At 66.6% G+C, this 26170-nt stretch carries 24 protein-coding genes; 17 read left to right on the forward strand and 7 right to left on the reverse strand.

Annotated elements, in window-relative coordinates:
• Nucleotides 1-648: a methyltransferase family protein gene (locus tag ACIA76_RS38725; RefSeq protein ID WP_397159675.1), complete on the reverse strand. Its 648-nt coding sequence runs from the start codon at nt 646-648 to the stop codon at nt 1-3.
• Nucleotides 645-1472: an AfsA-related hotdog domain-containing protein gene (locus ACIA76_RS38730; protein WP_397159677.1), complete on the reverse strand. Its 828-nt coding sequence runs from the start codon at nt 1470-1472 to the stop codon at nt 645-647. The genes ACIA76_RS38725 and ACIA76_RS38730 overlap by 4 nt, the downstream gene beginning before the upstream one ends.
• A 297-nt stretch (nt 1473-1769) precedes the next feature.
• Here ACIA76_RS38730 and ACIA76_RS38735 point away from each other — a divergent pair, with 297 nt between their 5' ends.
• The 7 genes from ACIA76_RS38735 (at nt 1770) to ACIA76_RS38765 (ending at nt 9093) form a co-directional block, all read left to right on the forward strand.
• The gene (locus ACIA76_RS38735; protein WP_397159679.1) at nt 1770-2825 is read left to right on the forward strand and encodes an LLM class flavin-dependent oxidoreductase; all 1056 of its coding nucleotides are present in this window, start codon (nt 1770-1772) and stop codon (nt 2823-2825) included.
• A gap of 174 nt (nt 2826-2999) precedes the next feature.
• Nucleotides 3000-3347, forward strand: coding sequence for a lipopolysaccharide assembly protein LapA domain-containing protein (locus ACIA76_RS38740; protein WP_397159681.1), 348 nt, complete (start codon nt 3000-3002; stop codon nt 3345-3347).
• Nucleotides 3348-3418: 71 nt separating this feature from the next.
• Nucleotides 3419-4387 carry a YihY/virulence factor BrkB family protein gene (locus ACIA76_RS38745; protein WP_397159683.1) on the forward strand — a complete coding sequence of 323 codons (969 nt, stop codon included), beginning with the start codon at nt 3419-3421 and terminating at the stop codon, nt 4385-4387.
• Nucleotides 4388-4836: 449 nt separating this feature from the next.
• On the forward strand, nt 4837-5550 hold the full coding sequence (locus ACIA76_RS38750; RefSeq protein WP_397159685.1) for a hypothetical protein: 714 nt from the start codon (nt 4837-4839) through the stop codon (nt 5548-5550).
• A gap of 223 nt (nt 5551-5773) precedes the next feature.
• Nucleotides 5774-6265, forward strand: coding sequence for a hypothetical protein (locus ACIA76_RS38755; protein WP_397159687.1), 492 nt, complete (start codon nt 5774-5776; stop codon nt 6263-6265).
• Nucleotides 6266-6349: 84 nt separating this feature from the next.
• A complete protein-coding gene (locus ACIA76_RS38760) occupies nt 6350-8446 on the forward strand; it encodes a glycosyl hydrolase family 65 protein (RefSeq protein ID WP_397159689.1) in 2097 nt (698 codons plus the stop codon).
• Nucleotides 8443-9093, forward strand: a complete 651-nt coding sequence (locus ACIA76_RS38765; RefSeq protein ID WP_397159691.1) for a universal stress protein — start codon at nt 8443-8445, stop codon at nt 9091-9093. The genes ACIA76_RS38760 and ACIA76_RS38765 overlap by 4 nt, the downstream gene beginning before the upstream one ends.
• 56 nt (nt 9094-9149) lie before the next feature.
• On the opposite strand, the gene ACIA76_RS38770 is transcribed toward ACIA76_RS38765, so the two are convergent.
• Both ACIA76_RS38770 and ACIA76_RS38775 read right to left on the reverse strand, forming a co-directional pair.
• Nucleotides 9150-9797 carry a response regulator gene (locus ACIA76_RS38770; RefSeq protein WP_397159693.1) on the reverse strand — a complete coding sequence of 216 codons (648 nt, stop codon included), beginning with the start codon at nt 9795-9797 and terminating at the stop codon, nt 9150-9152.
• Nucleotides 9798-9912: 115 nt separating this feature from the next.
• A complete protein-coding gene (locus ACIA76_RS38775; protein ID WP_397159695.1) occupies nt 9913-11643 on the reverse strand; it encodes a GAF domain-containing protein in 1731 nt (576 codons plus the stop codon).
• Between the two features lie 242 nt (nt 11644-11885).
• Here ACIA76_RS38775 and ACIA76_RS38780 point away from each other — a divergent pair, with 242 nt between their 5' ends.
• The 3 genes from ACIA76_RS38780 (at nt 11886) to ACIA76_RS38790 (ending at nt 15691) form a co-directional block, all read left to right on the forward strand.
• Nucleotides 11886-12386, forward strand: a complete 501-nt coding sequence (locus tag ACIA76_RS38780; RefSeq protein ID WP_397159697.1) for a hypothetical protein — start codon at nt 11886-11888, stop codon at nt 12384-12386.
• Nucleotides 12383-15172: a cation-translocating P-type ATPase gene (locus ACIA76_RS38785; protein WP_397159699.1), complete on the forward strand. Its 2790-nt coding sequence runs from the start codon at nt 12383-12385 to the stop codon at nt 15170-15172. Before ACIA76_RS38780 ends, ACIA76_RS38785 begins: the two co-directional genes overlap by 4 nt.
• 327 nt (nt 15173-15499) lie before the next feature.
• Nucleotides 15500-15691, forward strand: coding sequence for a three-helix bundle dimerization domain-containing protein (locus ACIA76_RS38790; protein WP_397159701.1), 192 nt, complete (start codon nt 15500-15502; stop codon nt 15689-15691).
• 24 nt (nt 15692-15715) lie between these two features.
• Here ACIA76_RS38790 and ACIA76_RS38795 read toward each other — a convergent pair whose 3' ends face one another.
• On the reverse strand, nt 15716-16672 hold the full coding sequence (locus ACIA76_RS38795) for a hypothetical protein (protein ID WP_397159703.1): 957 nt from the start codon (nt 16670-16672) through the stop codon (nt 15716-15718).
• A gap of 203 nt (nt 16673-16875) precedes the next feature.
• Between ACIA76_RS38795 and ACIA76_RS38800 the strand changes: the two genes are divergently transcribed.
• The 7 genes from ACIA76_RS38800 (at nt 16876) to ACIA76_RS38830 (ending at nt 24856) form a co-directional block, all read left to right on the forward strand.
• Entirely contained in the window at nt 16876-17640 is a 765-nt protein-coding gene (locus ACIA76_RS38800) for an HAD family hydrolase (RefSeq protein WP_397159705.1), read from the forward strand.
• Between the two features lie 255 nt (nt 17641-17895).
• Nucleotides 17896-18843, forward strand: a complete 948-nt coding sequence (locus ACIA76_RS38805; RefSeq protein ID WP_397159707.1) for a family 2A encapsulin nanocompartment shell protein — start codon at nt 17896-17898, stop codon at nt 18841-18843.
• A complete protein-coding gene (locus ACIA76_RS38810; protein WP_397159709.1) occupies nt 18815-20395 on the forward strand; it encodes a family 2A encapsulin nanocompartment cargo protein cysteine desulfurase in 1581 nt (526 codons plus the stop codon). Before ACIA76_RS38805 ends, ACIA76_RS38810 begins: the two co-directional genes overlap by 29 nt.
• A 524-nt stretch (nt 20396-20919) precedes the next feature.
• Complete coding sequence (locus ACIA76_RS38815) at nt 20920-21357, forward strand: hypothetical protein (RefSeq protein WP_397159711.1); 438 nt, start codon at nt 20920-20922, stop codon at nt 21355-21357.
• Between the two features lie 5 nt (nt 21358-21362).
• Nucleotides 21363-22511: an MAB_1171c family putative transporter gene (locus tag ACIA76_RS38820; protein ID WP_397159713.1), complete on the forward strand. Its 1149-nt coding sequence runs from the start codon at nt 21363-21365 to the stop codon at nt 22509-22511.
• A 54-nt stretch (nt 22512-22565) separates the two neighbouring features.
• On the forward strand, nt 22566-23684 hold the full coding sequence (locus ACIA76_RS38825; protein ID WP_397159715.1) for a serine hydrolase domain-containing protein: 1119 nt from the start codon (nt 22566-22568) through the stop codon (nt 23682-23684).
• Nucleotides 23685-23713: 29 nt separating this feature from the next.
• Nucleotides 23714-24856, forward strand: a complete 1143-nt coding sequence (locus tag ACIA76_RS38830) for a serine hydrolase domain-containing protein (protein ID WP_397159717.1) — start codon at nt 23714-23716, stop codon at nt 24854-24856.
• 38 nt (nt 24857-24894) lie between these two features.
• On the opposite strand, the gene ACIA76_RS38835 is transcribed toward ACIA76_RS38830, so the two are convergent.
• Together ACIA76_RS38835 and ACIA76_RS38840 are read right to left on the reverse strand one after the other, a co-directional pair.
• Entirely contained in the window at nt 24895-25404 is a 510-nt protein-coding gene (locus ACIA76_RS38835; RefSeq protein ID WP_397159719.1) for a hypothetical protein, read from the reverse strand.
• 58 nt (nt 25405-25462) lie between these two features.
• Nucleotides 25463-26107 (reverse strand): class I SAM-dependent methyltransferase, encoded by a 645-nt coding sequence (locus ACIA76_RS38840; RefSeq protein WP_397159721.1) that lies wholly within the window; start codon nt 26105-26107, stop codon nt 25463-25465.
• Nucleotides 26108-26170 lie beyond the last annotated feature (63 nt).

The raw sequence follows: 26170 nt of genomic DNA on the forward strand, positions 1-26170 counted from the left end.
TCACCACACTCCGGGAAGCAGCCGCGCCCGACCGTGCGCGTACTGCGGATACGCGGGGATCGTCCACAGGACCCGTTCCTCGACGCGGATGCGCGCAACCACGCCGAACACCAGCACGAGCAGCGAGACCACGGTGAACGGGTTGAGGAAGAACCCGGTGAAGCCGACGTTGGCGAGCAACATCCCGACGTAGGCCGGATGTCGGACCAGCCGATACACCCCGTGTGTCACGACGCTGTGGTCGTCCTGTCGCACCACATGATGGGAATAGAAGCGGCCCAATGTGCCGATCGCGACCTGCCGTTCGGCGATCCCGGCCAGGAACAGCACGACCGGCAGCAGGAGCAGCGGCGACCATCCGGACCACGGCAGCGGTCCGACGGCCGCACCGACGCCGACTCCCGCCCGCCCCAGTGCGTAGGGATAGAACGTCCATCCCTCGCTCGGCTCACCACCGATGTGCCGGAAGGTGATCCGCCACTCCACAATCAACCACGCCAGATAGATCACGAACAGTCCGGTCGCCGTGGCTCCGACGGCGCCCGCATGCTCAGGCCTGGAGTACCGCACGATCCCGGCGATTGCCATGGCTACGCCGAACAACGACAGCGCTTGTGGCACAGCGAGGAACAGGGTTCGCCGGTTCATGCTGTCGCTCGCATCCGCGCGTAGTCGCCGGGACTGACGTTGGTCGATATCACGGTCAGCGTGCCGAGCTGGGTCTGCGTAACCGCGTCGATCAACGCGATCGAGCTGATCGCCCGCCGTGTCGGATTCTGATGCTGCGTGCAGCGGAGGAGCAGCGGCACGCTCCGCGGCACCCGGAAGGGGATATCGATCGTCATCGAGAGCGCCAGCATTCGGGTGTCGAGCGGCGCCCCGGCCTCGGTGTGCTCGAGGTAGATCCCGAATTGCCGTGCGGCCTCGGCGATCTCGACCGGCGTGCGGTACTCCGGCTCGGCAACCCGCAGCGGATGCCCTTGCGGCGGAGTCAGCACCGGGGCTTGGGGCGCTCCGTCCGGGCCCGGATACGCCTGGCCGACAAGGATGTTCGAGGACCGGTGCCGGTGCACCAGCTCGGCGGGGGCCGGCACGGCGGCGATGATCCGGCCGAGCGCGCAGACCATCGGGGCGGGGCGCACGAATTCGAAGTCGGCGACACAGACGTCATATCCGCCCTGCGTCGCGGTCGTCCGCCAACCCGATTCTCGCGCCACACATCTCATGGTCGTCGGCTGGTCGGACTCGCAGATCTTGGTGCACCGGACCTCTCCCCGGACCCGTCCCGGCAGCGACTCCTCGCGAGCGTGCTCCGCGCTCGATGCCAAATCCAGAAGCTCACTGAACAACAACATCCCAGGCACATGGTCGAGCGGATGGTCGAAGAAGAAGGAATCCGATTCGTCGACGACGAGCGTCGAATCCCGATACGGGTCATCGACGCCCTGGATCTCCGACTGAGAATTCGTCATCGAATTCGTCATTGCGATCAGCCTCCCGAAAGTCGTCACGAGCCACGCCGGGTAACCGACGCGAAGCTGCTTTGCGGAACTCGACCGAGAATGCGGGTCTCGCCCGCGCGAAATCAGGCGGGCCGCGTGCGAGGTAACACCGTCAAATTCGGAAGTACCACTCAGTAAGGCAATATTATCAGGTTACCTGACTAAATAGTCACGGGGAACCGTCCGCTTCGGGAATGTCCGAGAGATCACAGGGGAGACCGAGCTTCGGACCTAGGGAAGCAACAGACTCGGTGACGCGTTGGCATCATGAATTACCGGCGAACCGCAGAGGGGGGCACAGTGCCGCAGAGTTCGGAACCGTTGCGCAAACTCGGATTCCTCACCATCGGCCTGTTCGACGCGGCCGATCCGAGGCCGGGGCACGAGTCCACGCTCGCGGTCATCGAGCTCGGCGAGCAGCTCGGCTTCGACAGCGCCTGGGTGCGGCACCGGCACCTGCAATACGGGATCTCCTCGCCGGTCGCCGTGCTGGCCGCGGCCTCGCAGCGGACCAGCCGGATCGAGCTCGGGACGGCCGTGATCCCGCTCGGCTGGGAGAATCCACTGCGGCTGGCCGAGGACCTGTCAACCGTCGACATCCTTTCCGGCGGACGGCTCAATCCCGGCATCAGCGTCGGCCCGCCGATGCACTACGAACATGTCAGGGACGCGCTCTACCCGGACACCGCGGACGTCGAGGACTTCAGCTACGCGCGCGTCGAGCGGCTGCTCTCCTTCGTGCGCGGTGAGCCCGCGAGCGGCTTCAGCGGCACGGCCGGGTTCGAGGTCTTCTCCGACCGCGTGCAGCCGTATTCGGCCGGGCTCGGGGAGCGGATGTGGTACGGCGGCGCCAGTTTACGTTCCGCGCAGTGGGCCGGGCAGCACGCGATGAACCTGCTGACCAGCAGCGTCGTCAAGGCGGAGGAGTCAGAGGACTTCGCCGAGATCCAGCTCTCCCAGATCCGCACCTTCCGCGCGCACCACCCGGACGGCGAAAAGGCGTGCGTGTCACAGGGCCTCGTCGTGATTCCCACCGACTCGGCGTCGGCCGAACAGCGAGCGAAGTACGAGGCCTACGCCGCGAGCCGCACGCCTCGCACCGCCGCGCCGCAGGGCCCCGCCCGAATGATGTTCGCGCGGGATCTCGTGGGCAGCAGTGCCGAGATCGCCGCGCAGCTGTACGCGCATGCGGCGTTCCGCGAGGTGGATCAGGTTGCCTTCGCATTGCCATTCGCCTTCGAACACGAGGACTACGTGCAGATCCTCACCGACATCGCGACGAGGCTGGGGCCGGAGCTGGGCTGGCGGCCCGCCTCATCGTGAAACGGCATTCGGCTGCGACGTGGGCCCTGAGTGCACGTGAGCGACTGGGGGTTTGAGGCCGCGTGTGCGCGGTATCCGCTCGAGTGACGGAGCTGTCGGGCGTTGTCGGGAAATCCGATACCCGGAAGGGGCGGGCCTCCCGCCACTCGTCACATTCACCAGAGGAGGCGCATCATGGTCGATCCGTCCGGCGCGAGATCGGCACCACCCATACCGGCCCCGCCGACCAGTGCTGGCCGTCCGCCGCCGGTCCCCGCCAACCGCAGCCCGCTGCGGGCCACCCGCACCGGAAATACGTGGATCGGCATCGTCATCTTCGGTCTCGTCCTGGTACTGCTGCTGATCTTCCTCTTACAGAACACCCAGTCGGTGAAGATCTCCTACCTCGGCATGAGCGGACATCTGTCGCTGGCGGTCGCGATGCTGATGGCCGCTGTCGCAGGCGTATTGCTGACAGCGACGGCCGGATCACTGCGAATCTGGCAACTACGCCGGCGTGTGCGCCGCTCGACTCGCCGATGACTCGCCCTGGGGCGCAACCAATCTCCGGCCGCCGACGGTTGATCCCCGTCATATCGCACCGTGAGGAATGAGTGTCCGAATTCCTCGCCCGAGTCGACCGGTGGCAGCAACGTCACCGCAGTGTGGGGTTTCCCCTCGCGGTGATCTACAAGTTCGTCGACGATCAGGGCGGATACCTGGCCGCGCTGCTCACCTACTACGCGTTTGTGTCGTTGTTTCCGCTACTGCTGATTCTGTCGACGGTGCTCAGCGTGGTTCTCAAAACGCACCCGCACCTCCAGCAGCGCATCCTCGACTCGGCCGTGAGTCAATTCCCGGTGATCGGCGACCAACTCGGTCACCCGGAGCGACTCAGTGGCGGCACCGTGGGCCTGATCATCGGCATCGCCGGCGCTGTGTACGGTGGCCTCGCCGTATCGGTAGCCGTGCAGAACGCGATGAACATCGCCTGGTCGGTGCCCCGCAATCAACGTCCCGATCCCTTCGCCGCACGAGCACGCGGGCTGATGGGACTGATCACCCTCGGTCCCACGATGCTCGCATTGACGGTCTTGTCGCGATTCGCCGCCGCGCTGCATATCGGTTTCGGATTCGCCTGGCTACTCATACTGGTATCGGTTGTGCTCAACGCGGGACTGTTCGCGATCGCATTCAAGATGGCCACCGTCAGACCCCTGAGCTTGCGGCAGGTCGCGCCCGGCGCGATCACGGCCGCCATCGTGTGGCAATTGCTACAACGCTTCGGCTCGCTCTACGTCATCCGAGTGGTGCGGCATGCCTCGAACACCAACGGTGTATTCGCCGTTGTGCTCGGACTGCTCGGCTTTCTCTACCTGGCCGCGTTTTCGGTCGTGCTGTGTGTGCAGATCAACGTCGTGCGGATCGACAAACTCCACCCCCGCGCCTTGATGACCCCGTTCACCGAAAACGTCAGCCTCACCACTGGGGATCGGCGCACCTACACCGATCAGGCACAAGCCCAGCGCAACAAAGACTTCGAGGACATCACCGTCACCTTCGACCAGCGGCCCGGCGCTTGATATTCGGCCCGGCACCGCCGAACGTGCAGGGTTCCTGCTCGCGTGGGCAACTACCGGTACACCGTATCCAACTAACATAGACCTACACTGTTGACGTCGTGCTGACGAGGGCGTGTAATGGGGATGTAACAATCCGAGCCACTCGAGGTTCGTGATAGCTCTCACCGAAGAGACCGTCCGCATGGATTCTCGGTAACACCGTCCGACACGGCAGTTCCGAACCTCAGCGACAACCACAGTTCGAATTTCAGTCTCCAGCAACGCTGACGAAGACGACGAACGCGTGTCGGCTCGTCGGGTGACCGGACAAGCCGGTGAATACGCCTTAGCGCGGGGTGTATTCACACACTCCTCCCTGGACGAACCGGAGGAGTCACCGACTTGGCGGCAATTCCGCCACGGTATGGACAGCGTGCATATCTGCTCGTCAGCATATTGGGAGCATCATCATGATCAGAACTCGTACTACGCATACTCGTCTCGCCGCCGTCCTGGGTGGCCTCGTGCTCGCCTCCGGAGCCATGATCGCCGTGGCCCCACCAGCATTCGCCGCCTGTGCGCCGGTCAACGGCGCCGACGGTGCCGCGGGGACGGCCTCCCACCCGGCCGGTGGTGTCGGCGGCAATGGCAGCGCGGGCACCGCGGACTGTCCCGGAGGTAATGGCGGCAACGGTGGAGCCGGCTTCGGCGGCGGCGCCGGTGGAGCGGGCGGTAACGGCGGGACAGGCGGGCTCGGGCCCATGGGCGCCGGCGGTCGCGGCGGTAACGGCGGCATCAGCGGACCCACTGCGGGCGCGGGCGGCGCGGGCGGCGTCGGTGGAGCAGGCGGTGGCGGCACAGCTGCCGGAAGCGCGGGCGCCGCAGGCGGGGCGGGCGGGACCGGGGGAACCGCCCTGGCCGCCGCGACCGGCGGGGCTGGTGGTAAGGCCGGCAGCGGCGGTGCCGCGTCCGGCGTGAACAACAACGGCGGCGCGGGTGGGACCGGTGGCACCGGCGGACCCGCCGCGAACGGATCCGGAGGGGCCGGCGGAGACGGCGGCAACGGTGGGGTCAAAACCGGCACCGGCGTTGTCGGTCAGTGTGGCCCCGGCGGCCCTGGCGGGACCGGCGGAGGCGGCAGCGGCGCTCCCGGTCATGCGGGCACCGGCAGCGGCAACTGCTGACACTGCTTGACCGAGTCGGATCGAGAAACGAACCCGGCCACACCGCGCGAGCCAGCGATGTGGCCGGGTTCTTCCATGCTGACCATGCTCGCGGGGAGAGTACGAAAGGCCCTCGAGTTCACTGGCTTTGGGCCGCAGCGGGATCGGTCGCGCAACCTCTAGGGTGAACACGCGGGCCGGAGAGGATTCTGCCGACGCGGTCCCGAGCGAGGAGGTCCTCGAGATGAATCAGCTGGAGCGACAACTGCTTTCACTCGCGGACCGGTTGCGCGAGGCGCCCGAGACCGGCGATATCGACGGCGTGCGGCGTGCGGTGCTCGCGATGGCCACCGAGGCACAGGCGCTGGACGCCGCCGATCCGGATGACCAGGCGGTGCGCAGGCTGTACGACTATGTCGATGCTTCGAGTCGGCAGGCGGTGCGTGATCCGCAGTGCTGGCGTGTGAGAGAACGGTCCGATATCGACATCGGTTTGTCGGCCGTCCTGGCCGCGAGCCGGCGCGGCGGCTCGGTCTATGCGCTGTCCTGTATTCGCGATGATCTCTCAGGGTTGTCCCACCGGATCGAGGCACTGGCATCCCCCGACCGGGAGATGCTACGCGATCTGTTCGCCTACGTCGGCGAGAAGAACCGGCAGGCACTGGATCTCGCCGTTCGTGCCACATGGCACGTCCCATGGACGGAGCTCCCCGCACCACACGGGAGCGTCCGATGACATTCGACCCTGGCGGACCGGTCGACGCCAGGGCATCGTCGAAGGCGGCGACTCCCAGAGAGGCAGGAGATGGATGCTGATGATGTGTCTGCACGCGTGGGGAATTCGGCCACCGATGCCGAGGTGACTACTGCCGAATGCGATCCGCGGTGGACCGTTCGGCCGAGCCCTGTCCGGCCCGTGATTGCCGACGGCGCCGTATTCACCATCGGCTCCGGTGGATTCGCGACCCGGGCCACGCCGGAGGAGAGCGGCGAAACGACTCCCGGAGTGCTCGCGGCCGGTGTTTTCGCGGGGGCCGGTACGGAGCAACGTCTGCTGGAGGGGCCGGTGTGGACCCGGCTGGACCTGTCGGAGGATCCGGTCGCCGAGTTCGTGCTCGACCTCCGCGACGGAGTGCTCCATCGACGTGGAACCGACGGGGAGGGCACGTTTCGCAGTCTGCGATTCGCCTGCGCGCAGCGACCGGGCGTCACGGCCATGCGTGTGATCGCGGACGCCCGGCCCGGGCCGCCCCTGCGAGCCCCGGCCGCACAGGAGGGGGTCCGAGCCGAATTCGAACAGGTGTTGTCGATGGGAGCGACTGCCGAAACACGCTGTCTGCGAATCGAATCACCGGTCGGTGCCATGGTGGCGGCGGCCGCGCAACGCACAGCGGAAGGCGCGCTGGAGCGGGTGGCGGCCTTCACCGTGGACTCCGCCGAACGAACCGGCGCCGGACGCGCCATGCGGGAGTTGCACCGAGCCTGGGATCACGGATTCGACGAATTGCTCGCGGCCCATCGGGCGACCTGGGCACAGCGATGGTCGGAGGTCGGGATCGACCTCCCCGACGATCCGGAGACCGAGTTGGCGGTGCGGTACGCGCTGTTTCAGCTGTGGTGCAATGCCGACGCGCACGGTGAATCGGCGGTGGGGGCGCGCGGCGTTTCCGGTTCCGGCTATCGCGGTCACGTGTTCTGGGACGCCGATGTATTTGTGCTCCCGGCGTTGGCGAGCATGGATCCCGCGGCCGCGGCCGCCATGGTCGCCTATCGACGGAATCGGCTGGGGGCGGCGCGGGTTCGTGCCCGAGACGAGGGCCGTGACGGCGCCCGGTTCCCCTGGGAATCGGCCGCCGACGGCACGGATGTGACACCACGCTCCGGATTCCTCGGCGGCACAGCGGTACCCATTCTCACGGGCACCCAGGAGGAGCACATCACCGCCGATATCGCCTGGGCCGCAGACTATTACGCCGAATGGACCGGGGCCTGCGACTATCTCGAGACCGACGGGCGGGATCTGCTCACCGAGACGGCCCGATATTGGGCGTCGCGGATACGCGTCGGTGCGGACGGCCGCGGGCATATCGATGCGGTGATCGGACCGGACGAGTATCACGAGACCGTCGACGACAATGCCTACACCAACGTGATGGCTCGGTGGAACCTCCGTCGTGCGGCCCTACTGTCACCCCGGAATGCCATGGAGGCAGCGGAATTCGCGTCCTGGCGTGACTCCGCGGAGCGCCTCGTGGACGGCATGGGGGCCGACGGTCGCTATGAACAGTTCCGCGGTTACTACGACCTCGAACCGCTCACCGCGGCGGAGATCGGTGGCGCACCGGTGGCAGCCGATGTGCTGCTGGGACAGGCGAGAGTGGCCGGGGCACAACTGATCAAACAACCAGATGTCCTGATGCTGCATCAGCTGGTACCCGACGAAGTCGTGCCCGATTCACTCGCGACCAATCTGGACTACTACGGCCCGCGCACCACCCACGGATCCTCGCTCTCGCCCGCGACCATGGCGTGCCTGCTGGCACGGGCCGGGCGGCCGGACGAGGCACTGGAAATGCTGGAGCCCGCGCTGCGAATGGACCTCGACGATCGCAGCGCGATGACCGCCGGCGGGCTGCACGTGGCCACCATGGGCGGGGTGTGGCAGGCAGTGCTGACCGGCTTCGCCGGAGTGCGGGTGCGCGCGGGAGTGCTCTCGATTCGTCCCGCGCTCCCGGCCCGGTGGCCGCGATTGGGCCTGGCCTTCCGATGCCTGGGTCGCCGGATCCGATTGGATCTCACCGAGCAGCGGGTGGGTGTCGTGACCGATGGGCCGATCCCGGTGGCGGTCGGTGATGCCGAGCCGGTCGTGGTGTCCGGTGAGATGGTCCGGGCGCTCTCGAGAAGGGATTTGCCATGAGCCGCTTCCTGATTCGATCCAGCGAGGCATCGATGGCGGTGGCGCACGCACTCGCCGATGCGGTCGACGGCGAGGTGCGCGTGGTCCCCGCCGATACGACCGTCGAGGAGTTCCTGAAGGATCTCGCCGACTCCGAAGTAACCGCGGGAGTCGTCGCCCTCGACGGCGCGGGGTGGCGGATCGTGCGGCATGCGGAGAAACCGGTCGTCCTGGTACCGGCGGCACGGCCGATCGAGGCTATCGAACGGGTCCTGGTGCCGTTGGACGGAACCGACGAGGCGGTTGCGGCGGTGGCCGAGACGGTTCGCCTGTTCCGGTCGGCAGGAGTCGACATCGTGGTTCTGCACGTATTCGACGCGGCCACGAGACCCGGATTCTGGGATCAGGCCGCGCACGCGCGACCGATCTGGGAGCAGGAGTTCCTGGCGCGCTTTTGTGCCCCCCATCTCCCCGGCTCCGCCCCGACGCTGACCTTGCGGACCGGCGCACCGGGAGAGCATGTGGTCGACATCGCCGGGGCGCACGCGGATCTCATCATCTTGGGCTGGTCGCGACGACTGGACCCAGGCCGAGCGCAGACCGTGCGCCGGACGGTCCGGGAATCGCCTGTCCCGGTGATGCTGATTCCCGTCGCTGTTCCGGGCTGATGGCATCAGCGCCGACCGCGGGGGACGATCGGCGGGACGTCGGCCCCGACGCGATGTCAGTGTGAACGCTCTTGTCCGGTGCGCAGTTTGGAGGCGTAGACGGCGGCTTGGGTGCGGCGCTCCATGCCGAGTTTGGCGAGCAGGCGGGAGACGTAGTTCTTGACGGTCTTCTCCGCGAGGTACATCCGTTCGGCGATCTGGCGGTTGGTGAGTCCCTCGCCGAGTAGGTCGAGCAGGGTGCGTTCCTGTTCGGTGAGGGTCGCGAGGGGGCCGTCCGGTTCGGTGCTGCGGCGCAGCCGGTCCATGAGGGCCGCCGCGGCCCGATTGTCCAGCAGCGAGCGGCCGGATCCGACGGCCTTGATGGCCTCGGCCAGTTCCATACCTTTGATGTCCTTGACGACGTAGCCGCTGGCGCCGGCGAGGATGGCGTCGAGCATGGCCTGTTCATCGGTGAAGGAGGTGAGGATCAGGCAGCGCAGGCCCTCGTGGCGCGACAGCAGTTCGCGGCATAGTTCGATGCCGTTGCCGTCGGGCAGGCGGACATCGAGGACCGCCACGTCGGGGCGCAGCGCGGGGATGCGGGCCAAAGCCTGTGAGACACCGCCGGCTTCGCCGATCACGGTGAGGTCGGGGTCCGCGTCGAGCAGGTCGGTCAGGCCGCGCCGGACGATCTCGTGGTCGTCGACCAGGAACACCTTGATCATGGGTGGTGTCCAATCGGAATGAGGGATGGGTGAAGATCACCCTAGGCAGATCGTCGACCTCCGGATATGGCCGAAAGTCCTCTTGTGCCACTGTGACTCGGCCAACGCGGACGGGTCATGTCAGGGGCACGGTCCACCGGACCCGGGTCCCGGGGCCGTGCGGGCCGCCGGTGCCGGCGGGGGAGACGGCGAAGGTGCCTTCGCGCTGTTCGGCGCGGCTGGCCATGTTGTTCAGGCCGCTGGGTGTGATGGCGTGCGGCAGGCCGCGCCCGTTGTCCTCCACGACGATGTCGACGTCGTCGCCGACGGTGATCGAGACGGTGAGGGTGTCGGCCCTGGAGTGGCGCACGGTATTGCTGACCGCTTCGCCCACAACGGCTTCGACGTGATCGGCCAGTTCGCCGTCGAGGACCGACAGCGGTCCGGTGATGCGCAGCGAAGCCGCGATAGCGGTGTCGGCGACCTGCCGGTGGACCGCATCGTCGAGCCGCTGCCGCAGACGAGTGATCCCGCCGTTGCCGCCGTGCAGATCGAAGATGGAGGTGCGGATCTCCTCTATGACGTCCTGCAACTCGTCGACCGCGTGGGAAAGCCGTTCGCGTACTTCGGGTTTGTGGCTGCGCGAGATGGTGCCCTGCAATGCCAGGCCGACCGCGAACAGTCGCTGGATGACATGGTCGTGTAGATCGCGGGCGATGCGGTCGCGGTCGGTGAGCACGCCGAGCTCGCGCATCTGCTCCTGTGTGGTCGCCAGCTCCATGGCCAGGGCGGCCTGGCTGGCGAATGCCGCGGTCAGTTCCAGGGTTTCATCGTCGTAGTGCATGTCCTCGGGTGGCCGTGCGGCCACGAGGACGCCGAGGGTGGATTCGGTGGTGTAGAGCGGCAGCAGCAGCACCGGGCCCGCGGCGGCCAGATCATCGTCCAGGCCGGCCTCCTGCGGTGTACCGAAGCGAAGTGCGGCCTGGCCATGGAATGCGGAGCTGATCGCGGTGCCGGCGATGGGCAGTTCTCGTCCGACGAGATCGTCGCCGGGACCGTCGCATTGGGTGACTCGCAGGGCGGTGACCTCGTCGGCGGGGGTGTCCGGGTCCAGGCATATCGCGAGAAAGGCCCGCGCGGATCCGGTGAGACGCCGGGCGTGCTCGACCAGATGCGCCAATACCTGCCTGGAGTCGGTACCGGCGAGGAATTCGGTGGTGATGTCGCGGGTCGCGGCGATCCAGGCCTGGCGGCGGCGGGCCGACTCGTAGAGGCGGGCATTATCGATGGCCACCCCGGCCGCGGCGGCGAGCGCCTTCACCAGCACTTCATCGTCCTCGGTGAACAGCTGCCCGCCGAACTTCTCGGTCAGGTACAGGTTGCCGTAGACCTCGTCGCGGATGCGGATGGGGACCCCGAGGAAGGTGCGCATCGGTGGATGGTTGGTGGGGAACCCGACCGAGGCGGGATGGTCGGCGAGGTTGTCGAGGCGGATCGGCTTGGGTTCGTCGATGAGCACACCCAGCACGCCGCGGCCCTGCGGCAGATCACCGATGTGGGCGCGCAGCGCGTCCTCGATGCCCTCGTAGATGAATTGGTCCAGTTCGTTGTCGCGCCCGCGCACCCCGAGCGCACCGAAATCGCTGCCTACCAGGGTGATAGCGGTATGCACGATAGTGCGCAGCGTCTCGTCGAGCTCGAGTCCGGCGGTGACGGTGAGCATCGCCTCGACCAGGCCGTCCATCCGGTCGCGGGCGTCGATGATCTGTTCGATCCGGTCTCGGACCTCGGCGAGAAGTTCGCGGAGCCGGAGTTGGGAGAGGGTGTCGCGGACGGAATAGGCGTCGATGGGTCGCTGGTCGGGCACCGGGGGCACCTCTCGAAGGCGGCTGCTTATCCGGAGCCGCACTTCAGGACTCGGAGAGTGCTTTCATTCTAGGCACCAGGCCAGGTTCCGGCGACGGTGGCGGCTGCGCGTGACGGTCGGCCCCGGAGCTGATGCCTTATTCCTCTTCGATCCGCGATATCGCGCGAAATACGGTCGGGGGACGGTCTTGTGGTGGAGCGAAGCCCGGCCGCGTCGTAGCTCGTGGAGGCGAGGAGCGCCCGATGGTGACCCGAACTTTGGAACCGGAACTACTGCATCGCATGGATGCCTACTGGCGGGCGGCGAATTACCTGTCGGTCGGCCAGATCTACCTCTACGACAATCCGTTGTTGAAGCGCCCGTTGGCGTTGTCGGATGTGAAGCCGCTGGTGGTGGGGCATTGGGGCACCACACCGGGTCAGAACTTCATCTATGTGCACTTGAATCGGGCGATCACCAGCTACGACCTGGATATGTTCTATGTCGCGGGTCCCGGTCACGGCGGGCCCGCGCTGGTCGCCAACACCTACCTCGAGGGTTCCTACAGCGAGATCTATCCCGACATCAGCCAAGACGAGGCCGGGTTGAAGAAGCTGTTCACCCAGTTCTCCTTCCCCGGCGCCACCGGCGACTACCTCAGACAGACGATGGCCGACAAGCTCGTCGAACACAACCACTACATCAACACCCACGGCCGAGACCTACCCGAAATACGCGACTGGACATGGGAACCCCGCCGATGAGCACCCACACCGCCCCGCCCCCGACCGGTCAGCCCGACCTGAATTCGGCCATGGTCTCCGGTGCGACGCCGGTGGATTCCGCGGCGGGGGCGACCGATTCGCGAGAGCCCTTGACCGTGTTGTTCCGCGACCTGCGAACCTCGGAATCGGGATTATCCACGCGGGAGGCCCAGCGGCGGCTGCTGGTGTACGGGCCCAACGAGTTGCCGCGGCCGTCGGGTCGGCAGTGGCCGCGTGAACTGCTCAAACAGATCACTCACCCGCTGGCCCTGGTCCTGGTCGTCGCGGCGCTGCTGGCCTTGGTGACCGGCACCGCGGTCCTCGCGGCGGCGATCGTTGCCGTTATCGCGTTGAACGCCGGGTTCGCGTTCGTTCAGGAAATGCAGGCGCAACGAGCGGTGGAGGCGTTGGCCGCCTATCTGCCCACCCACGCGCGCGCAGTGCGCGACCGCACCCCGGTCGAGGTCGAGGCGCGCACTCTGGTGCCCGGTGATGTGCTGGTGATCTCGGAGGGCGACCGGGTCTGCGCCGACGCCCGGCTCATCGACGGTGACCTGCAGGTGGATCTGTCCACACTCACCGGAGAATCGGTGTCCGCCACTCGTTCCGCTGATCACACCGATACCGCCGGCCCTCGGCTGGAGGCCAAAGATCTCGTGTTCAGCGGCACGGCCTGCCTCGAAGGTGACGCCAAAGCGGTGGTCACCGCGACCGGAGCGCATACCGAACTGGGCCGCATAGCTGCCTTGACTCAGCGCACCACTCGCGACGACAGCCCGCTCGAACGGCAAGTCAAGCGGGTGGCCTGGTTGATCGCGATCGTGGCGGCGGGATCCGGGCTGGTATTCGTTCCCGTCGGTGTCGCCGCCGGCCTGGGCTGGGTGGCAGCGGGGACGTTCGCGATCGGGCTGATCGTGGCGAACGTGCCCGAAGGGCTGCTGCCCACCATTACCCTCGCGCTGGCGGTGGGTGTGCGCGATCTGGCCCGCCACGGTGCCGTGGTCAAGCGGCTGTCCGCGGTGGAGACGCTGGGTTCGACAACGGTGATCTGCACGGACAAGACCGGCACCTTGACCGAGAACAAGATGCGGGTGACCAAGGTGTGGTTGCCCAGCGGTGAGGTCGATCTCGAAAACATCACCAGCACAACCGGTTCGCGTGAGCTGCGCGCACTGGCATATACGGCGGCGGTGTGCACCAGCGCCGCGTTGGCGTCGGCAACGTCGCCGACCGCGACCGGGGATCCGACCGAACTCGCGCTGCTCGAGTTGGACGCCACCGTGGGCGAACCTCTCGATCCGCATGACCGCGCTGTCGGTCGACGGGCGATGTTCCACTTCGCCGCTCACCTTCGCCGCATGTCCACCGTCGATGTCGAGGGCGACGGCACCCTCGCCGTACACACCAAGGGCGCACCCGAAACGGTGCTGCCGTGTTGTCTCACGATCGCCGAAATCGGCGGTGGGCAACACACACTCACGGATCTGGACCGAACCCACCTGACCGCCTTGATCGACGGATATGCCACCCAGGGCTTGCGCATGCTGGCCATCGCGCGGCGACGACTCGATGACGTTGCCGAGGCCGGCGCGGGCCGAGATGACGTGGAGGGCGGGCTGTGTCTGCTCGGATTGGTCGCGATGTTCGACCCGCCCCGGCCGCAGGTCGTCGACGCGATCACCAGAGCCCATCGTGCCGGGATCCGCATCCATGTGGTGACCGGGGACAATGGGCTCACCGCGGCCGAGATCGCCCGTCGCGTCGGAATAGGGTCGGCGAATACCCGCATCGTCACCGGTGAACAGCTCGACGCCCTGAGCGAGCCCGAACTCGACCAACTGCTCGCCGGCGACGAGGAAATCATCTTCGCCCGCAGCTCGCCGGAGGCGAAGCTGCGCATCGCCGACGCACTACGGGCACTGGGACAAGTCGTGGCCATGACCGGCGACGGCGTCAACGATGCCCCCGCCCTGCACCGCGCCGATATCGGGGTGGCCATGGGACGCTCCGGCACCGATGTAGCCCGCGAAGCGGCGACCATGGTGCTCACCGACGACGACTTCGGCACGATCGTCATCGCCGTCGAAGCGGGCCGCCGAGTCTATGACAATGTCCGCAAATTCATCCTCTACATCTTCACCCACGCCGTCCCCGAGGTCGTGCCGTTCCTGGTTTTCGCCTTGTCCGGCGGGGCCATACCACTGCCATTGACCGTGTTGCAGATTCTGGCGATCGACCTGGGCACCGATATCCTGCCCGCGCTCGCGCTGTCGCGGGAACCGGCCGAACCGGGACTGATGGATCGGCCACCACGCCCACGGAAGCAAGGCATCATCCGCCCGGCAATGCTGTTGCGTGCCTGGGCGTTTCTCGGCGCCATCTCCGCATGCCTGGTCATGGCCGGGTTCCTGCTCGTTCTGTACCGCGCTGGGTGGCATCCCGGCGACGCCACCGGGGTCGGCGCCACCCTGCACCATCCCTATCAGCAGGCCACCACGGTGGCTTGGCTGGGCATCGTGGCCTGCCAGATCGGCACCGCATTCGCCGCTCGCACCGAGCGCGCGTCGCTGCGCGCGGTCGGCGTCTTCACCAATCCGGCGCTGCTGTGGGGCATCGCCGCCGAGGTCGTGTTCGCCCTTGCCTTGGTGTACACGCCGTTCATGCACCCGGTACTCGGCACCGCCTCGCTGTCTGCCGGCCAACTATTGCTGGTGGTCCCGTTCCCGTTCATCGTGTGGGGCGCCGACGAACTCCGCCGACTATGGCTGCGCCGCCATGCCACCTGATTCGGATGATCCAGACACCGCGCAAGCCCGAGTGTTTCTCGTCGAGCTGGAGCGTCACGCGCGGATGATTGCCCGGCGGCGGTCGGCCGTCGGGGCTGAGGCGCACCAGCCGTTGACCGCTGAACTGGCGTGGGTGCATCAGCAGATCGAGAAGATCATGCAGCGATTTCCGGACCTTCGTCGGGGCGAACGATAGCGTCCGGCTCGCCGTACGACGGCCGGCGAGCCGATACCGACAGCCCAGAGACGCAATGGGGTCGGAGTACTTCACTCAGTGGGGTAGAAGTCCCCTGTGCGGCTGGTGTCGAGGCGAGAACCATGAGGTTCATGCTGAACGACGAAGACACTCAGGTCCGGTCCGTACTGGAGAAGATAACCACGCACCACCCCGAGATGCCACCGGGCACCATCGCGGCGATCGTCGCACGCGCCCGAGATTCCCTCGCGGGCGCGAGAGTTCGCAACTTCGTTCCCCTGCTCATCGAGCGGCGTGTGAACATCGAGCTGGCAGCTCGTTGAATACGCGGGGCCCGCCGACCGGGGTCATCGATCTCGATCGACTCGGCCCCGCGTCTGGAGTGTCGGGTCTGTGGGTCGGATGAGTTCATCGAAATCCTCCCTCGTGCCCACTCCCGCCGCGATCTGCAGTGCGACCCGAACTCGCCAGGCATCCGCGGCCAGTATCGCCGCGGTGCCCACGGCCGCGTCGGCCTCGAATCGCCTGCCCGACAGCAGCTTCCGGCCATCACGCTCGATGCGGGCCCACCACCGGAAAACCGCCCGCCGCAACTCGTCCGGCGGCAATCCTACCAACGCCCAACGGGCCGAGACAGGCAGCGCGGCAACGAACTCCGGCAGGTCCGCCGCGCGGAGCGCGGCGGAACCGAGCAGGTGCCGGGCTCGCAGCGCCAACGGCTGCGGCAGTGGGCGTGCCTGTAGCACCTGGCGGCGAGCCACCAGGTACGCCATCGCCCCCGCGGCCCATGAGGCCGCGGGAGGTACTTCCGCGGCCACCCGGGCGGCCCAGATCACCGCGACCGCATCGGCGATGTCGGTGACGGTATCGCCGCCTGGTTCGCCCCACGCCGATTTGCGCAGTGCCACACGCAGTTCCGGGAGCGATCGAGCAGCATTCACACGGGTCCACGCCCAGTCCAGCGCTCCCAGATCGAATATCGGCTGTGGTGGCGCCCCGTCGAGCGTGCTCGCGAGCGCGACGATATTGGCGCCCTCGAATCCGCCGGCCAGTGAACGGATCATGCGGGCGCCGCCCCATGGCTGCCGTGCGGCCAGAACGCGCAGCTGCCACAGGACCGTGGCGGCTACGGCGTGCTCGGCCTCGATCAGCGAAGCCCCCACGCGCACAGCACGTCGGCAGGGGCCGTCGGGCAGCAGCCGTTCGGCCGCGGTCAACGAGCCGGCGGCGGCCACTGCCCGGGCACCGGCGGCGCCGACGGTGTGTTGCGACAACCCCGCCGCGCGCACGCTGCGATTCCCCATGGCATCCAGCAGACACCACCGACCCCGGCAGCGACGAGAGGCTAAATACCCCGACTCCGGCGCACAAGGTCGCGGCCGGCCGTCGGCTGGCGATCCTGCCCGGGTGGGATCCGCCATTCGACCTCGAGTTCGGGCCTTCAGCGGGTGGCCATGTGGGACCTGTGGCCCTTCTCGCCCGGTCGCCGCGGGCGCAGGCTGGTGGGATGCACAGCAGTGGCGAGACCGGCGTATGCATTGATCTGCGCCGCTACGACGCGGTGATCTTAGATATGGACGGCGTGGTGACCGACAGCGCGCGCATCCACGAGGCGGCATGGAAAGAACTGTTCGACGACTTCCTCGGCAGCCGCGAACCGGGTGCCGGCGAGGATCTGGCGCCGTTCACCGAGAGCGATTACGAACATTTCGTCGACGGCAAGCCCCGCACCAGTGGTGTGGCCGATTTCCTTGCCTCCCGGGGTATTTCGCTGCCATGGGGTGCGCCCTCGGATCCGCCCGACGCGGTCACCGTATGCGGGCTGGGTGATCGTAAGGATCGGCTGTTCCTGGCGCGCATCGCCCGCGACGGGGTGCCCGCGTTCGCCTCGACGGTCGCGCTGGTGCGGCGGCTGCGCGTGGCGGGCATCGGTACCGCGATCTTCTCCGCCAGCCGCAACTGCGCCCAGGTGCTCGCGGCGGCCGGAATCGGTGATCTGTTCGCCGTCCGAGTGGACGGCGTGGTGGCCGAAAGTCTTGGGCTGGCGGGCAAACCGGATCCGGCGATGCTGGTCGAGGCCGCGCGACGGCTCGGCGCGGATCCGGAGCGCACCGTGGTCGTCGAGGACGCCGAGGCCGGGGTGGCCGCCGGGCGCCGCGGGGGGTTCGGACTGGTGATCGGCGTCGATCGCGTCGGGCACGCCGACCGGCTGGCCGCCGGTGGTGCCGATCTCGTCGTCGCCGATCTGGCGGCGGTCGAGATTCACCAGTGAACGGAACGGTGACCAGCCAGTGAACGTATCGGTTACCGCCCCTACGGGTGTTTAGGGGGGAGATCTTCGTATTGGAATCTCGTTGATCTAAAACCTGGCTTTACAACGCGTTTCATGGTTACGCCCGGTGCGCGTGAGTCGTTCCGGCGTGGATTCGGCACGATCCGGGCGTGCGATGCTGGCGGTGAAACACGATGCAACACTTCACATCAGGGCGTCGGCGATGCCCGCTAGCGGATTCGGATGAGGTGTCATATGAAAACTGATGTCACGGAACTGGTTGAGCCGCAATTTAGTTCGCTGGGCGATGAGGCCGCCCAGAGCCTTGCGACCGAGACCAAATCTGTTCCGCAAATGGAGTCGATCACCCCGCGGTGGCTGGTTCATCTGCTGGACTGGGTTCCGGTCGAGGCCGGCGTCTACCGGCGCAATCGAGTCACCAACGAACAGACCGTCACCGTCGAGAGCGACTGTGCCGACGAGTCCTTGCTGCCCGAGACCTTCATCGACTACGAGACGCGGCCTCGGGAGTATCGGCTGAAGGCGGCGCACACGATCGTGAACGTGCACACCCGCATCTCCGATCTGTATTCGGGCACGCACGACCAGATCACCCAACAGTTGCGCCTGACGATCGAAGCGATCAAGGAGCATCAGGAGAACGAGCTGATCAACAGCCCCGAATACGGGCTGATCGCCAATGTCGCCGACAAGCAGCGGATTTCGACCATCGCCGGGGCGCCCACCCCCGACGACCTCGACGCCATGATCGCCCGCGCGTGGAAGGAGCCGGGCTTCTTCCTCACCCATCCGGAGGGGATCGCGGCGTTCGGCCGCGAGTGCACCCGGCGGGGAGTACCGCCGGCCACCGTGAGCCTGTTCGGATCGCAATTCCTGACCTGGCGCGGGATTCCGATCATTCCGTCGGATAAGGTCCCCGTCACCGACGGCCGGACGAACTTCCTGCTGATCCGCACCGGCGAGGCGCGACGCGGAGTGGTCGGCCTGTATCAGCCCGGCCTGACCGGTGAACAGGGACTCGGGCTTTCGGTGAAATTCATGGGTATCGACCGCCGCGCGATCGCGTCCTATCTGATGACGCTGTACAGCTCACTGGCGATCTTGACCGATGACGCGGTGGCATTGCTCGAGGGAGCCGAGGTGAACCGATTCCATGACTATGCCTCGACCGAACGGCGCTGACCTCCCCGGGCCGGTGCCGGGGAGCACCGCGAAGAATGGTGCGCGGCCGGACGAGGTGACCATGAATCACCTTGCGGGTGAGATCTTCTCGGCCCTGCCCACGCAACTGTCCCGACCCGTGGGTATGCCGAGCGGTACCGCGATGCCATCGGTGGACCCGGCCGCGGTGGACATCGGCCCGTTCCTCGCCGCCGTGCCATCGATGACCGAACCGCCGCCCCCGCAGCAGATTTCGGCTGGGGCGCAGTCCTCGACGGCACCGGTCTTCTACTTCCTGGACCGGCCGCAGGCCCCGGCGGTCGGTGACGCACTCGTCGCCGACTCGCACCCGCCCTTCGATGTGTACTCCGTGCGCAACGACTTCCCCATTCTCCGGGAGCGGGTGAACGGACACCCGCTGGCGTGGTTCGACAACGCCGCCACCACGCAGAAGCCGCGCCAGGTCATCGACCGGCTCGCGTACTTCTACGAACATGAGAACTCCAATATCCACCGCGGCGCACACGAATTGGCCGCACGCTCCACCGATGCCTACGAGCATGCCCGTGCTGTCGTGGCACGCTTTCTGGGCGCGTCCTCGCCCGAGGAGATCATCTTCGTCCGTGGCGCTACCGAGGGCATCAATCTGGTCGCGCAGACCTGGGGCCGAAAGAACATTCACGCGGGCGACGAGATCCTGATCTCGCATCTGGAGCATCACGCGAATATCGTTCCCTGGCAGATGCTGGCGGCGGAGACGGGCGCGCGGCTGCGGGTGATCCCGGTCGACGAGTCCGGGGAACTGCTGTTGGACGAGTACACGAAGCTCCTGTCCGAGCGGACGAAACTCGTTGCGGTGACCCAGGTCTCGAACTGTCTCGGCACCGTGACGCCCATCCGGCAGATCGTCGCCGAAGCGCAGCGGGCCGGAGCCGTCACCCTCGTCGACGGCGCGCAGTCGGTGCCGCACACCAGGATCGATCTGCAGTCGATGGGCGCCGATTTCTTCGTGTTCTCCGGCCATAAGGTATTGGGCCCCACGGGAATCGGCGTGGTGTACGGCAAATCCGCCCTGCTGCGGGATATGCCGCCGTGGCAGGGCGGCGGGAATATGATCACCGATGTCACGCTGGAACGTTCGCTGTACCAGCCGCCGCCCGGCCGATTCGAGGCAGGCACCGGCAATATCGCCGACGCCATCGGCCTCGGCCGCGCCCTCGAGTACCTCGAACACCGAGGCATCGACGCCATCGCCCGCTACGAACACGACCTGCTGAGCTACGCCACTCCACGGGTCGCGGCCATCCCCGGCATACGCCTCGTGGGCACCGCGGCAAACAAGGTGAGCGTGCTGTCCTTCGTGATGGCCGACCGCACACCCGCCGAGATCGGAAAGGCGTTGAACGAGCGGGGAATAGCCGTCAGGTCGGGCCACCACTGCGCCCAGCCGATCCTGCGCCGCCTCGGCCTGGAGGAAACAGTCCGCCCATCCTTCGCGTTCTACAACACCCGCGAGGAGATCGACCGCATGATCACCACCCTCGAACAGCTGGCATCCCGCTCGCGCCGGTAAGGATCGACATCATTCGGCGAGAGGTCCGGGGAAACGGAGCAGGAGCAATCCCGCCACCGCGCCCCGGGCCTACTCAGCGATCGGCCCTGCCCGCCGACGGGACCACAGGGCCCCCACGGCAGCTGGGCGTCAGACGGGAAGTCCTGCCGCCCAACCATTTCGAAGCGCCTTTGTGCGGCCGACCCGTCCCTTGTGCTTCGCGCGCAAGCCGCCGGATGCGACCTGGTGCGCATGGAGATGACTACCCATGCACTTCCTGCGATCACGCATCAGCCCGCGGCTCGAGCGCGATCGACTCGGTACGCACGTCGCGACCTGAGCCGCTAAAGTCGAGCGCGCATCGGTAGCTACAAACCGGACACAACGCCCGCAGCGGGGCAAGCCCGGGTGAGTGATGGGGGGCGTGCGTGGCAGTGTGCTGGAAACGGGAGCGCGCGCAGGACCGCAGAATGCTCCGCCGCTGTCGCCACCTGGCTGCGCAACTTCCACTGCCACACCCGTTCTCGGCCGAACGATTGTGCCGGATGGTCGCCGAGCAGCGCGGCCGCGAGCTGGTACTGCATTCGTTGACCCGTGCGATACCGGCGGGGGAGCGGACTGCGCTGCGCGGGTTGTGTGTGACCACCGCCAGCACGGATTTCCTGTTCTTCCAGGATCGGACCATCGTGCCCCACCGCGACCACATCATCGTTCACGAGCTCGCACACTTCCTCTGCGGCCATACGATTCGCGTGCTGGAGACACCGCCGGAGTACCTGACCGATGGTCGACTCGGTCCGGTGGGTGTTCGCGACATGCTCGGGCCGACGAACTACACGACCATTCAGGAGCGAGAAGCGGAGATGCTCGCCAGTCTCATCCTCGCGCAGGGGGCCAATCCTATTCCGCGACCGTCTGCGGGGACGTTGGGAAGGCTCGAGACCGCGATGGGTTACCGCCGCCGCCCGGCCTGGGAGTTCTGATCATCATGCTGCCGTGGCTGGAAACAATCGGGTTCGTCTGCATGTGGGTCGTGACCGTCCTGCGGGCACCGGCGGCGCTGCGTGATCGGGGCCAACGCGATCTATGGCTCGCGGTCGCGCTCATTGCCCTGACTACCACCCTGTACCAGGATCCGATCAGCGAGGGACTGAGCAGAATCGTCGGCGGCCCACTCCATCTCATCGATCTGGGCAGGAATCTGTGCGATGTCGCCGCGTCCACTGTTCTGATTCATCTCGTGCTGGGAGCGGCGCTGCGCCGTCAGCACATCAAGCCGTTGTTCGCGGCGGCCGCGCTGATGATGGCCCTCCTGATCTTCTTCGATCTCACCTCGCCGCCGCATGGACATTTCAACGGGCGAACACCCCAGATACCGGTGCTGTGCTGGTACCTGTTGATGGGGTATCACCTGATCGCCGATGCCATCGTCGTCGCGGTCTGTTGGCGTTACTGGCGGCGCGCCCGCGAATGGTCTGTGCGGTGGGGCCTGTTCATCTTCGGGATCGGCGCGGCCTTCGCCTGCGTGCTGTGGATGGTGTTCATCTCCTATCTGATCACCCCTGTTCCGGCGATTCTGAGCTACGTACCGCCGGTGACCGGCATCGAAGAGATTCTTCAGGCCGTGGGTGCGGGATTGCCGATCGCTCCCGCCGTATACCTGTGGGCGAAGAATTGCGGAAGGTCGTGGATACTGTGGCCACTATGGGTCGAGCTCGTGACGGCCACCCCGCAGGTGACACTGATGCGACCCCGATTCCGGGTTGTCGACACCATGACAGCGGTGTTCTCGCCGGAATTGCGTCTGTATCGCATGGTCATCGAAATCCGTGATGCCCTCCTGATTCTCACCGACCACATCGCGCCGTCAGCGATCGACCACGTACGCCGCACTGTCGAGAATTCCCGTCCCGAGCATGTGGATGCCCTAACCGCCGCCTGCCTCATCCACGCCGCGCAACGCGCGAGGCGCCACAGCCGCACCCATCCACAGACCCTGAATATGGCGGAGCTCGGCGGCGAGGACCTCGAAGCCGAACTCACGTTCCTGCTCCACGTCACCCGAGCCCGCAACTCGGCACTGGTGAAGGATTTCGTCGACCAGCTCACTCCGGCGGGTAGCGTCGTCGTGCAATAACGTTCGGGGACATGGCATAACGCAAACAGCAGCACACGAGTAGGAGGCTCTCCCGTGACCGCCACCATCCCCCTCCACGGCACGTGCGATCCCCGGTTCGATACCGTCCGGGACGCCTTCGCCGAGAATTTCGCGGAGCACGGTGAGATCGGCGCCGCGTTGAGTGTCTTTCACCGCGGTGACTGCGTAGTCGACCTGTGGGCCGGAACAGCCGATCTCCGTACCGGCCATGCCTGGCAGGAAGACACGCTCTGCGGTGTCCTCTCGGCCACGAAAGGCGTGACAGCCACCTGTGTGAACATCCTCATCGACCGAGGTGTGCTGGATCCGGCCGCACCGGTCGCCACCTACTGGCCCGAATTCGCTCGAGCCGGCAAAGCCGAGATCACCGTGGCCTGGCTCCTCAGCCACCAAGCCGGATTGCCCAGACTCGACGCGCCCCTTCCGCTCGAGCAAGCCCTGCGATGGAACCCGATGATCGACGCTCTCGCGGTGCAAAAGCCCTCTTGGACACCAGGGACCGCGCATGGCTATCACCCGCAAACCTTCGGATGGCTCGCCGGTGAGCTCATCCGGCGCATCGACGGCCGCAGCGTCTCGGCCTTCCTTGCCGAGGAAATCGCCGAACCATTGCAACTCGACCTCCACATCGGACTGCCCACAGCCGAGCATCACCGCCTCGCCCGCCTCGTCTTCAACGAATCACCCGATCGCGCGACACCTCGACGGCCGCCGATCGCCCTCACCACGCCACCAATCGACTTCACCGACGCCGGAACCTTTCTCGCCGAAATGCCCGCGGTCAACGGCGTCGCCACCGCCCGGGCCCTGGCGCACCTCTACGCGGCGCTCATCGACCCGGCGGCGCCCCTGCTCTCGCCCGCGACGATCGCCGCCGCGACCACCGAACAAGTCAGCGGCCACGACGTCACTCTCCAAGCACCGACGCGATTCGGCCTCGGCTACAGCCTCCACAGCCAAACGTTCCCGCTGCTCAGTGAATCCTCTTTCGGACACAGCGGCAAAGGGGGATCCCTGGCATTCGCCGACACCGCCGACCAGCTCGCAGTCGCCTACATCCCCAACCATCTGCTGTCCGGGTACGGCCATGACCCGCGTCGAACCGCCCTCTTCGAGGCACTACGCCGGGCTCTTGGACAGCAGTGCCGGTGAGCTGGCGCAGAACAACCGAAAGGACTGTCATGGCACGGGTTCACGGCGCCTGCGACGCACAGTTCTCCGCTGTGCGCGAACTCTTCCAGGCGACGCTGGACGCTGGGCTCGATATCGGAGCCTCGGTGGCGGTGTATCGGGACGGCGCGCCCGTCGTCGATATCTGGGGCGGCTACGCCGACCAGGACAAGACACGTCCCTGGCAAGCGGACACCATCAGCGAAGTCCGGTCCGTCACCAAAACGATGACCGCCCTGTGCATTCTCGTGCTCGCCGACCGCGGCGGAATAGACCTCGACGTCCCCGTCGCCCGCTACTGGCCGGAATTCGCCACCGCCGGCAAGGATCGCATCACGGTAGCGCAGGTCCTCGGACACACCGCCGGGCTGCCCGACTGGGACCAGCCGCTGACCTTGGACGAGTTGTGCGACTGGGAGAAAGCCACCACGCTGCTCGCCCGGCAAGCCCCCCGCTGGGAACCGGGCACCGCGGCCGGCTACCACGCACTCACCCAGGGCTATCTGCTCGGCGAAATCGTGCGCCGCGTCGACGGACGCTCGCTGGGAACCTTTCTCGCGCAGGAGATCGCCGAACCATTGGGCGCCGATTTCCACATCGGTCTGGACCCCCGTCATGATCATCGCGTCGCCGAGATGATTCCCGCACCGCCGACCACGGAACCCGCCGCGACGCCCTCATCCAGCCCAGTCATCCCCTTACGCACGAGACTCACCCTGGACGACACCAGAACCGCCCAGTACCGCCGCGCCGAGATCCCCGCGGTTTCCGGCATCGGCAACGCGCGCGCCATCGCCGCGATCCACTCGGTACTGGCCTGCGAGGGAGACATGCCCACCCGTAATCTCCTGTCTCGCAAAGGATGTGAAGCAGCACTGCGCGAACAGGCCCATGGCACCGACCTCGTCCTCGGTACCTCCTTGCGCTACGGCACCGGTTTCGGACTCCGTTCCCCCGAGCTCGGTCCCTCCCCGTTGCCGCATCCCCGAACTTGCTGGTGGGACGGCAGCGGGGGATCGCTGGTGATTATCGATATCGATGCTCACCTGACTATTGCCTACGCCCCCAACCACATCAGACGCCGCGAGTACACCATCGGCGACCGACGAGGAATCGACATCATCAACGCCACCTATCAAGCACTCGCCACCTGACCATCGCGCGCCGGAACGCCGGTGCGCCGCACACGAACTCAGCGTGAGGTCGGCCGGAACCTCAGCCGGGTCTCCAATCCTCCGAGTACTCCGGGGGAGGGGGGAGGAGCCGTGCTGATGGCGCGGGCGCGCAGCAGACCGGCGATCATCTCGGCTTCCTGCTCTTGCCGTGTCGTGTAATTCGTTCGCCCGAGCAGCCGTCGGATCAAGTTCGGTTGGAGATCGGTGAACACATAATCCAAGGCCTCGCTGTCGGTGATGCCGTGCATATCGTGATCGCACAGCATATGGCCGAGCTCATGGTACAAAATATGTTCCCGATGCAGCAGGGTGGTTTTCTGCTCGAAGAAGATGTGGTCGTCTTCGCTGGTTTCCAGCCACAACCCGCAGGCCTTGGAGTCGTTCTGCGGTGGAAGTGGATGCAAATAGATCGGGCGGCCCCGCTGCGCGGACAAACTCTTGCACAGGGTTTGGACATCGGAGAAAGGGGGCAGATCCATGTGACTCAGCAACGACTGGCATCGTCGGCGCAGCTGCCTGTAACTCATTCACACACCATGCCCTACATCACCGCCGCCACGCCGTCCTGCTGCCGGTTTCGGAAAACTATCGGGCCGGGCGGCGGGCGATGAGCAGATGCCCCGGCATCAGGCCGACCGGCACCTCGTGGTGGTCCACCGACAGCCCGGCACGTTCCAATGCGGCGATGACCTCGGTGACCGGACGTAGTGTGAATCCGTATGGTGTGAACGGCATTCTGGCCATCGCGGCAGGGGCCCCGATGCAGATGACCGCGCGGGCGTCGGGCCGGAGTACGCGGGCGAGTTCGGTAAACACCACATCCAGATCAGGGACGAAGTAGATCGTGTTGACCGTGATGATCGCGTCGAGGCTGGCGTCGGCGAGTGGAAGGGCGCTCAGCGATCCCTGCAGCAGCCGCAACCTGCCGGAGTCGACATAGCGGGTGAGCCGGGACCGGGCACGATTCACCATATCCTTCGAGATATCGACTCCATAGACGATGCCCGTCGATTCGACGCGGTCGAGCAGCAACTCCAACCCGGCCCCACCGCCGAATCCGAGATCGGCGACAGTTTCGCTCGAGGTGATCGCCGCGGCCTCGACCGCCGCGATCACATCACGCCGATTGGCGCGATTCAGCAGGACTGCGACTCCCTTCCCCGGCAGACCGTGGGGATGGCCGAGCTGACCGGCAAGCGCAGACATCAGACGTGCGGCAACGGCATTCACGCTCGGAATGCTACCCATCGAAACATTGGTCCAACGGTCGATAGTCGCCGCATCCCGGTCGTT

Origin of the sequence: Nocardia sp. NPDC051570, from assembly GCF_044454005.1 — a bacterium.
Taxonomy (GTDB): Bacteria; Actinomycetota; Actinomycetes; order Mycobacteriales; family Mycobacteriaceae; genus Nocardia.

Bases quoted from the DNA above. Each gene is read 5' to 3' on its own strand.
- ACIA76_RS38725 (WP_397159675.1), bottom strand. From the start codon at position 648: ATGAACCGGCGAACCCTGTTCCTCGCTGTGCCACAAGCGCTGTCGTTG.
- ACIA76_RS38730 (WP_397159677.1), bottom strand. From the start codon at position 1,472: ATGACGAATTCTCAGTCGGAGATCCAGGGCGTCGATGACCCGTATCGG.
- ACIA76_RS38735 (WP_397159679.1), top strand. From the start codon at position 1,770: ATGAATTACCGGCGAACCGCAGAGGGGGGCACAGTGCCGCAGAGTTCG.
- ACIA76_RS38740 (WP_397159681.1), top strand. From the start codon at position 3,000: ATGGTCGATCCGTCCGGCGCGAGATCGGCACCACCCATACCGGCCCCG.
- ACIA76_RS38750 (WP_397159685.1), top strand. From the start codon at position 4,837: ATGATCAGAACTCGTACTACGCATACTCGTCTCGCCGCCGTCCTGGGT.
- ACIA76_RS38755 (WP_397159687.1), top strand. From the start codon at position 5,774: ATGAATCAGCTGGAGCGACAACTGCTTTCACTCGCGGACCGGTTGCGC.
- ACIA76_RS38765 (WP_397159691.1), top strand. From the start codon at position 8,443: ATGAGCCGCTTCCTGATTCGATCCAGCGAGGCATCGATGGCGGTGGCG.
- ACIA76_RS38770 (WP_397159693.1), bottom strand. From the start codon at position 9,797: ATGATCAAGGTGTTCCTGGTCGACGACCACGAGATCGTCCGGCGCGGC.
- ACIA76_RS38780 (WP_397159697.1), top strand. From the start codon at position 11,886: ATGGTGACCCGAACTTTGGAACCGGAACTACTGCATCGCATGGATGCC.
- ACIA76_RS38785 (WP_397159699.1), top strand. From the start codon at position 12,383: ATGAGCACCCACACCGCCCCGCCCCCGACCGGTCAGCCCGACCTGAAT.
- ACIA76_RS38790 (WP_397159701.1), top strand. From the start codon at position 15,500: ATGCTGAACGACGAAGACACTCAGGTCCGGTCCGTACTGGAGAAGATA.
- ACIA76_RS38795 (WP_397159703.1), bottom strand. From the start codon at position 16,672: ATGGGGAATCGCAGCGTGCGCGCGGCGGGGTTGTCGCAACACACCGTC.
- ACIA76_RS38800 (WP_397159705.1), top strand. From the start codon at position 16,876: ATGCACAGCAGTGGCGAGACCGGCGTATGCATTGATCTGCGCCGCTAC.
- ACIA76_RS38805 (WP_397159707.1), top strand. From the start codon at position 17,896: ATGAAAACTGATGTCACGGAACTGGTTGAGCCGCAATTTAGTTCGCTG.
- ACIA76_RS38810 (WP_397159709.1), top strand. From the start codon at position 18,815: ATGACTATGCCTCGACCGAACGGCGCTGACCTCCCCGGGCCGGTGCCG.
- ACIA76_RS38815 (WP_397159711.1), top strand. From the start codon at position 20,920: ATGGTCGCCGAGCAGCGCGGCCGCGAGCTGGTACTGCATTCGTTGACC.
- ACIA76_RS38820 (WP_397159713.1), top strand. From the start codon at position 21,363: ATGCTGCCGTGGCTGGAAACAATCGGGTTCGTCTGCATGTGGGTCGTG.
- ACIA76_RS38830 (WP_397159717.1), top strand. From the start codon at position 23,714: ATGGCACGGGTTCACGGCGCCTGCGACGCACAGTTCTCCGCTGTGCGC.
- ACIA76_RS38835 (WP_397159719.1), bottom strand. From the start codon at position 25,404: ATGAGTTACAGGCAGCTGCGCCGACGATGCCAGTCGTTGCTGAGTCAC.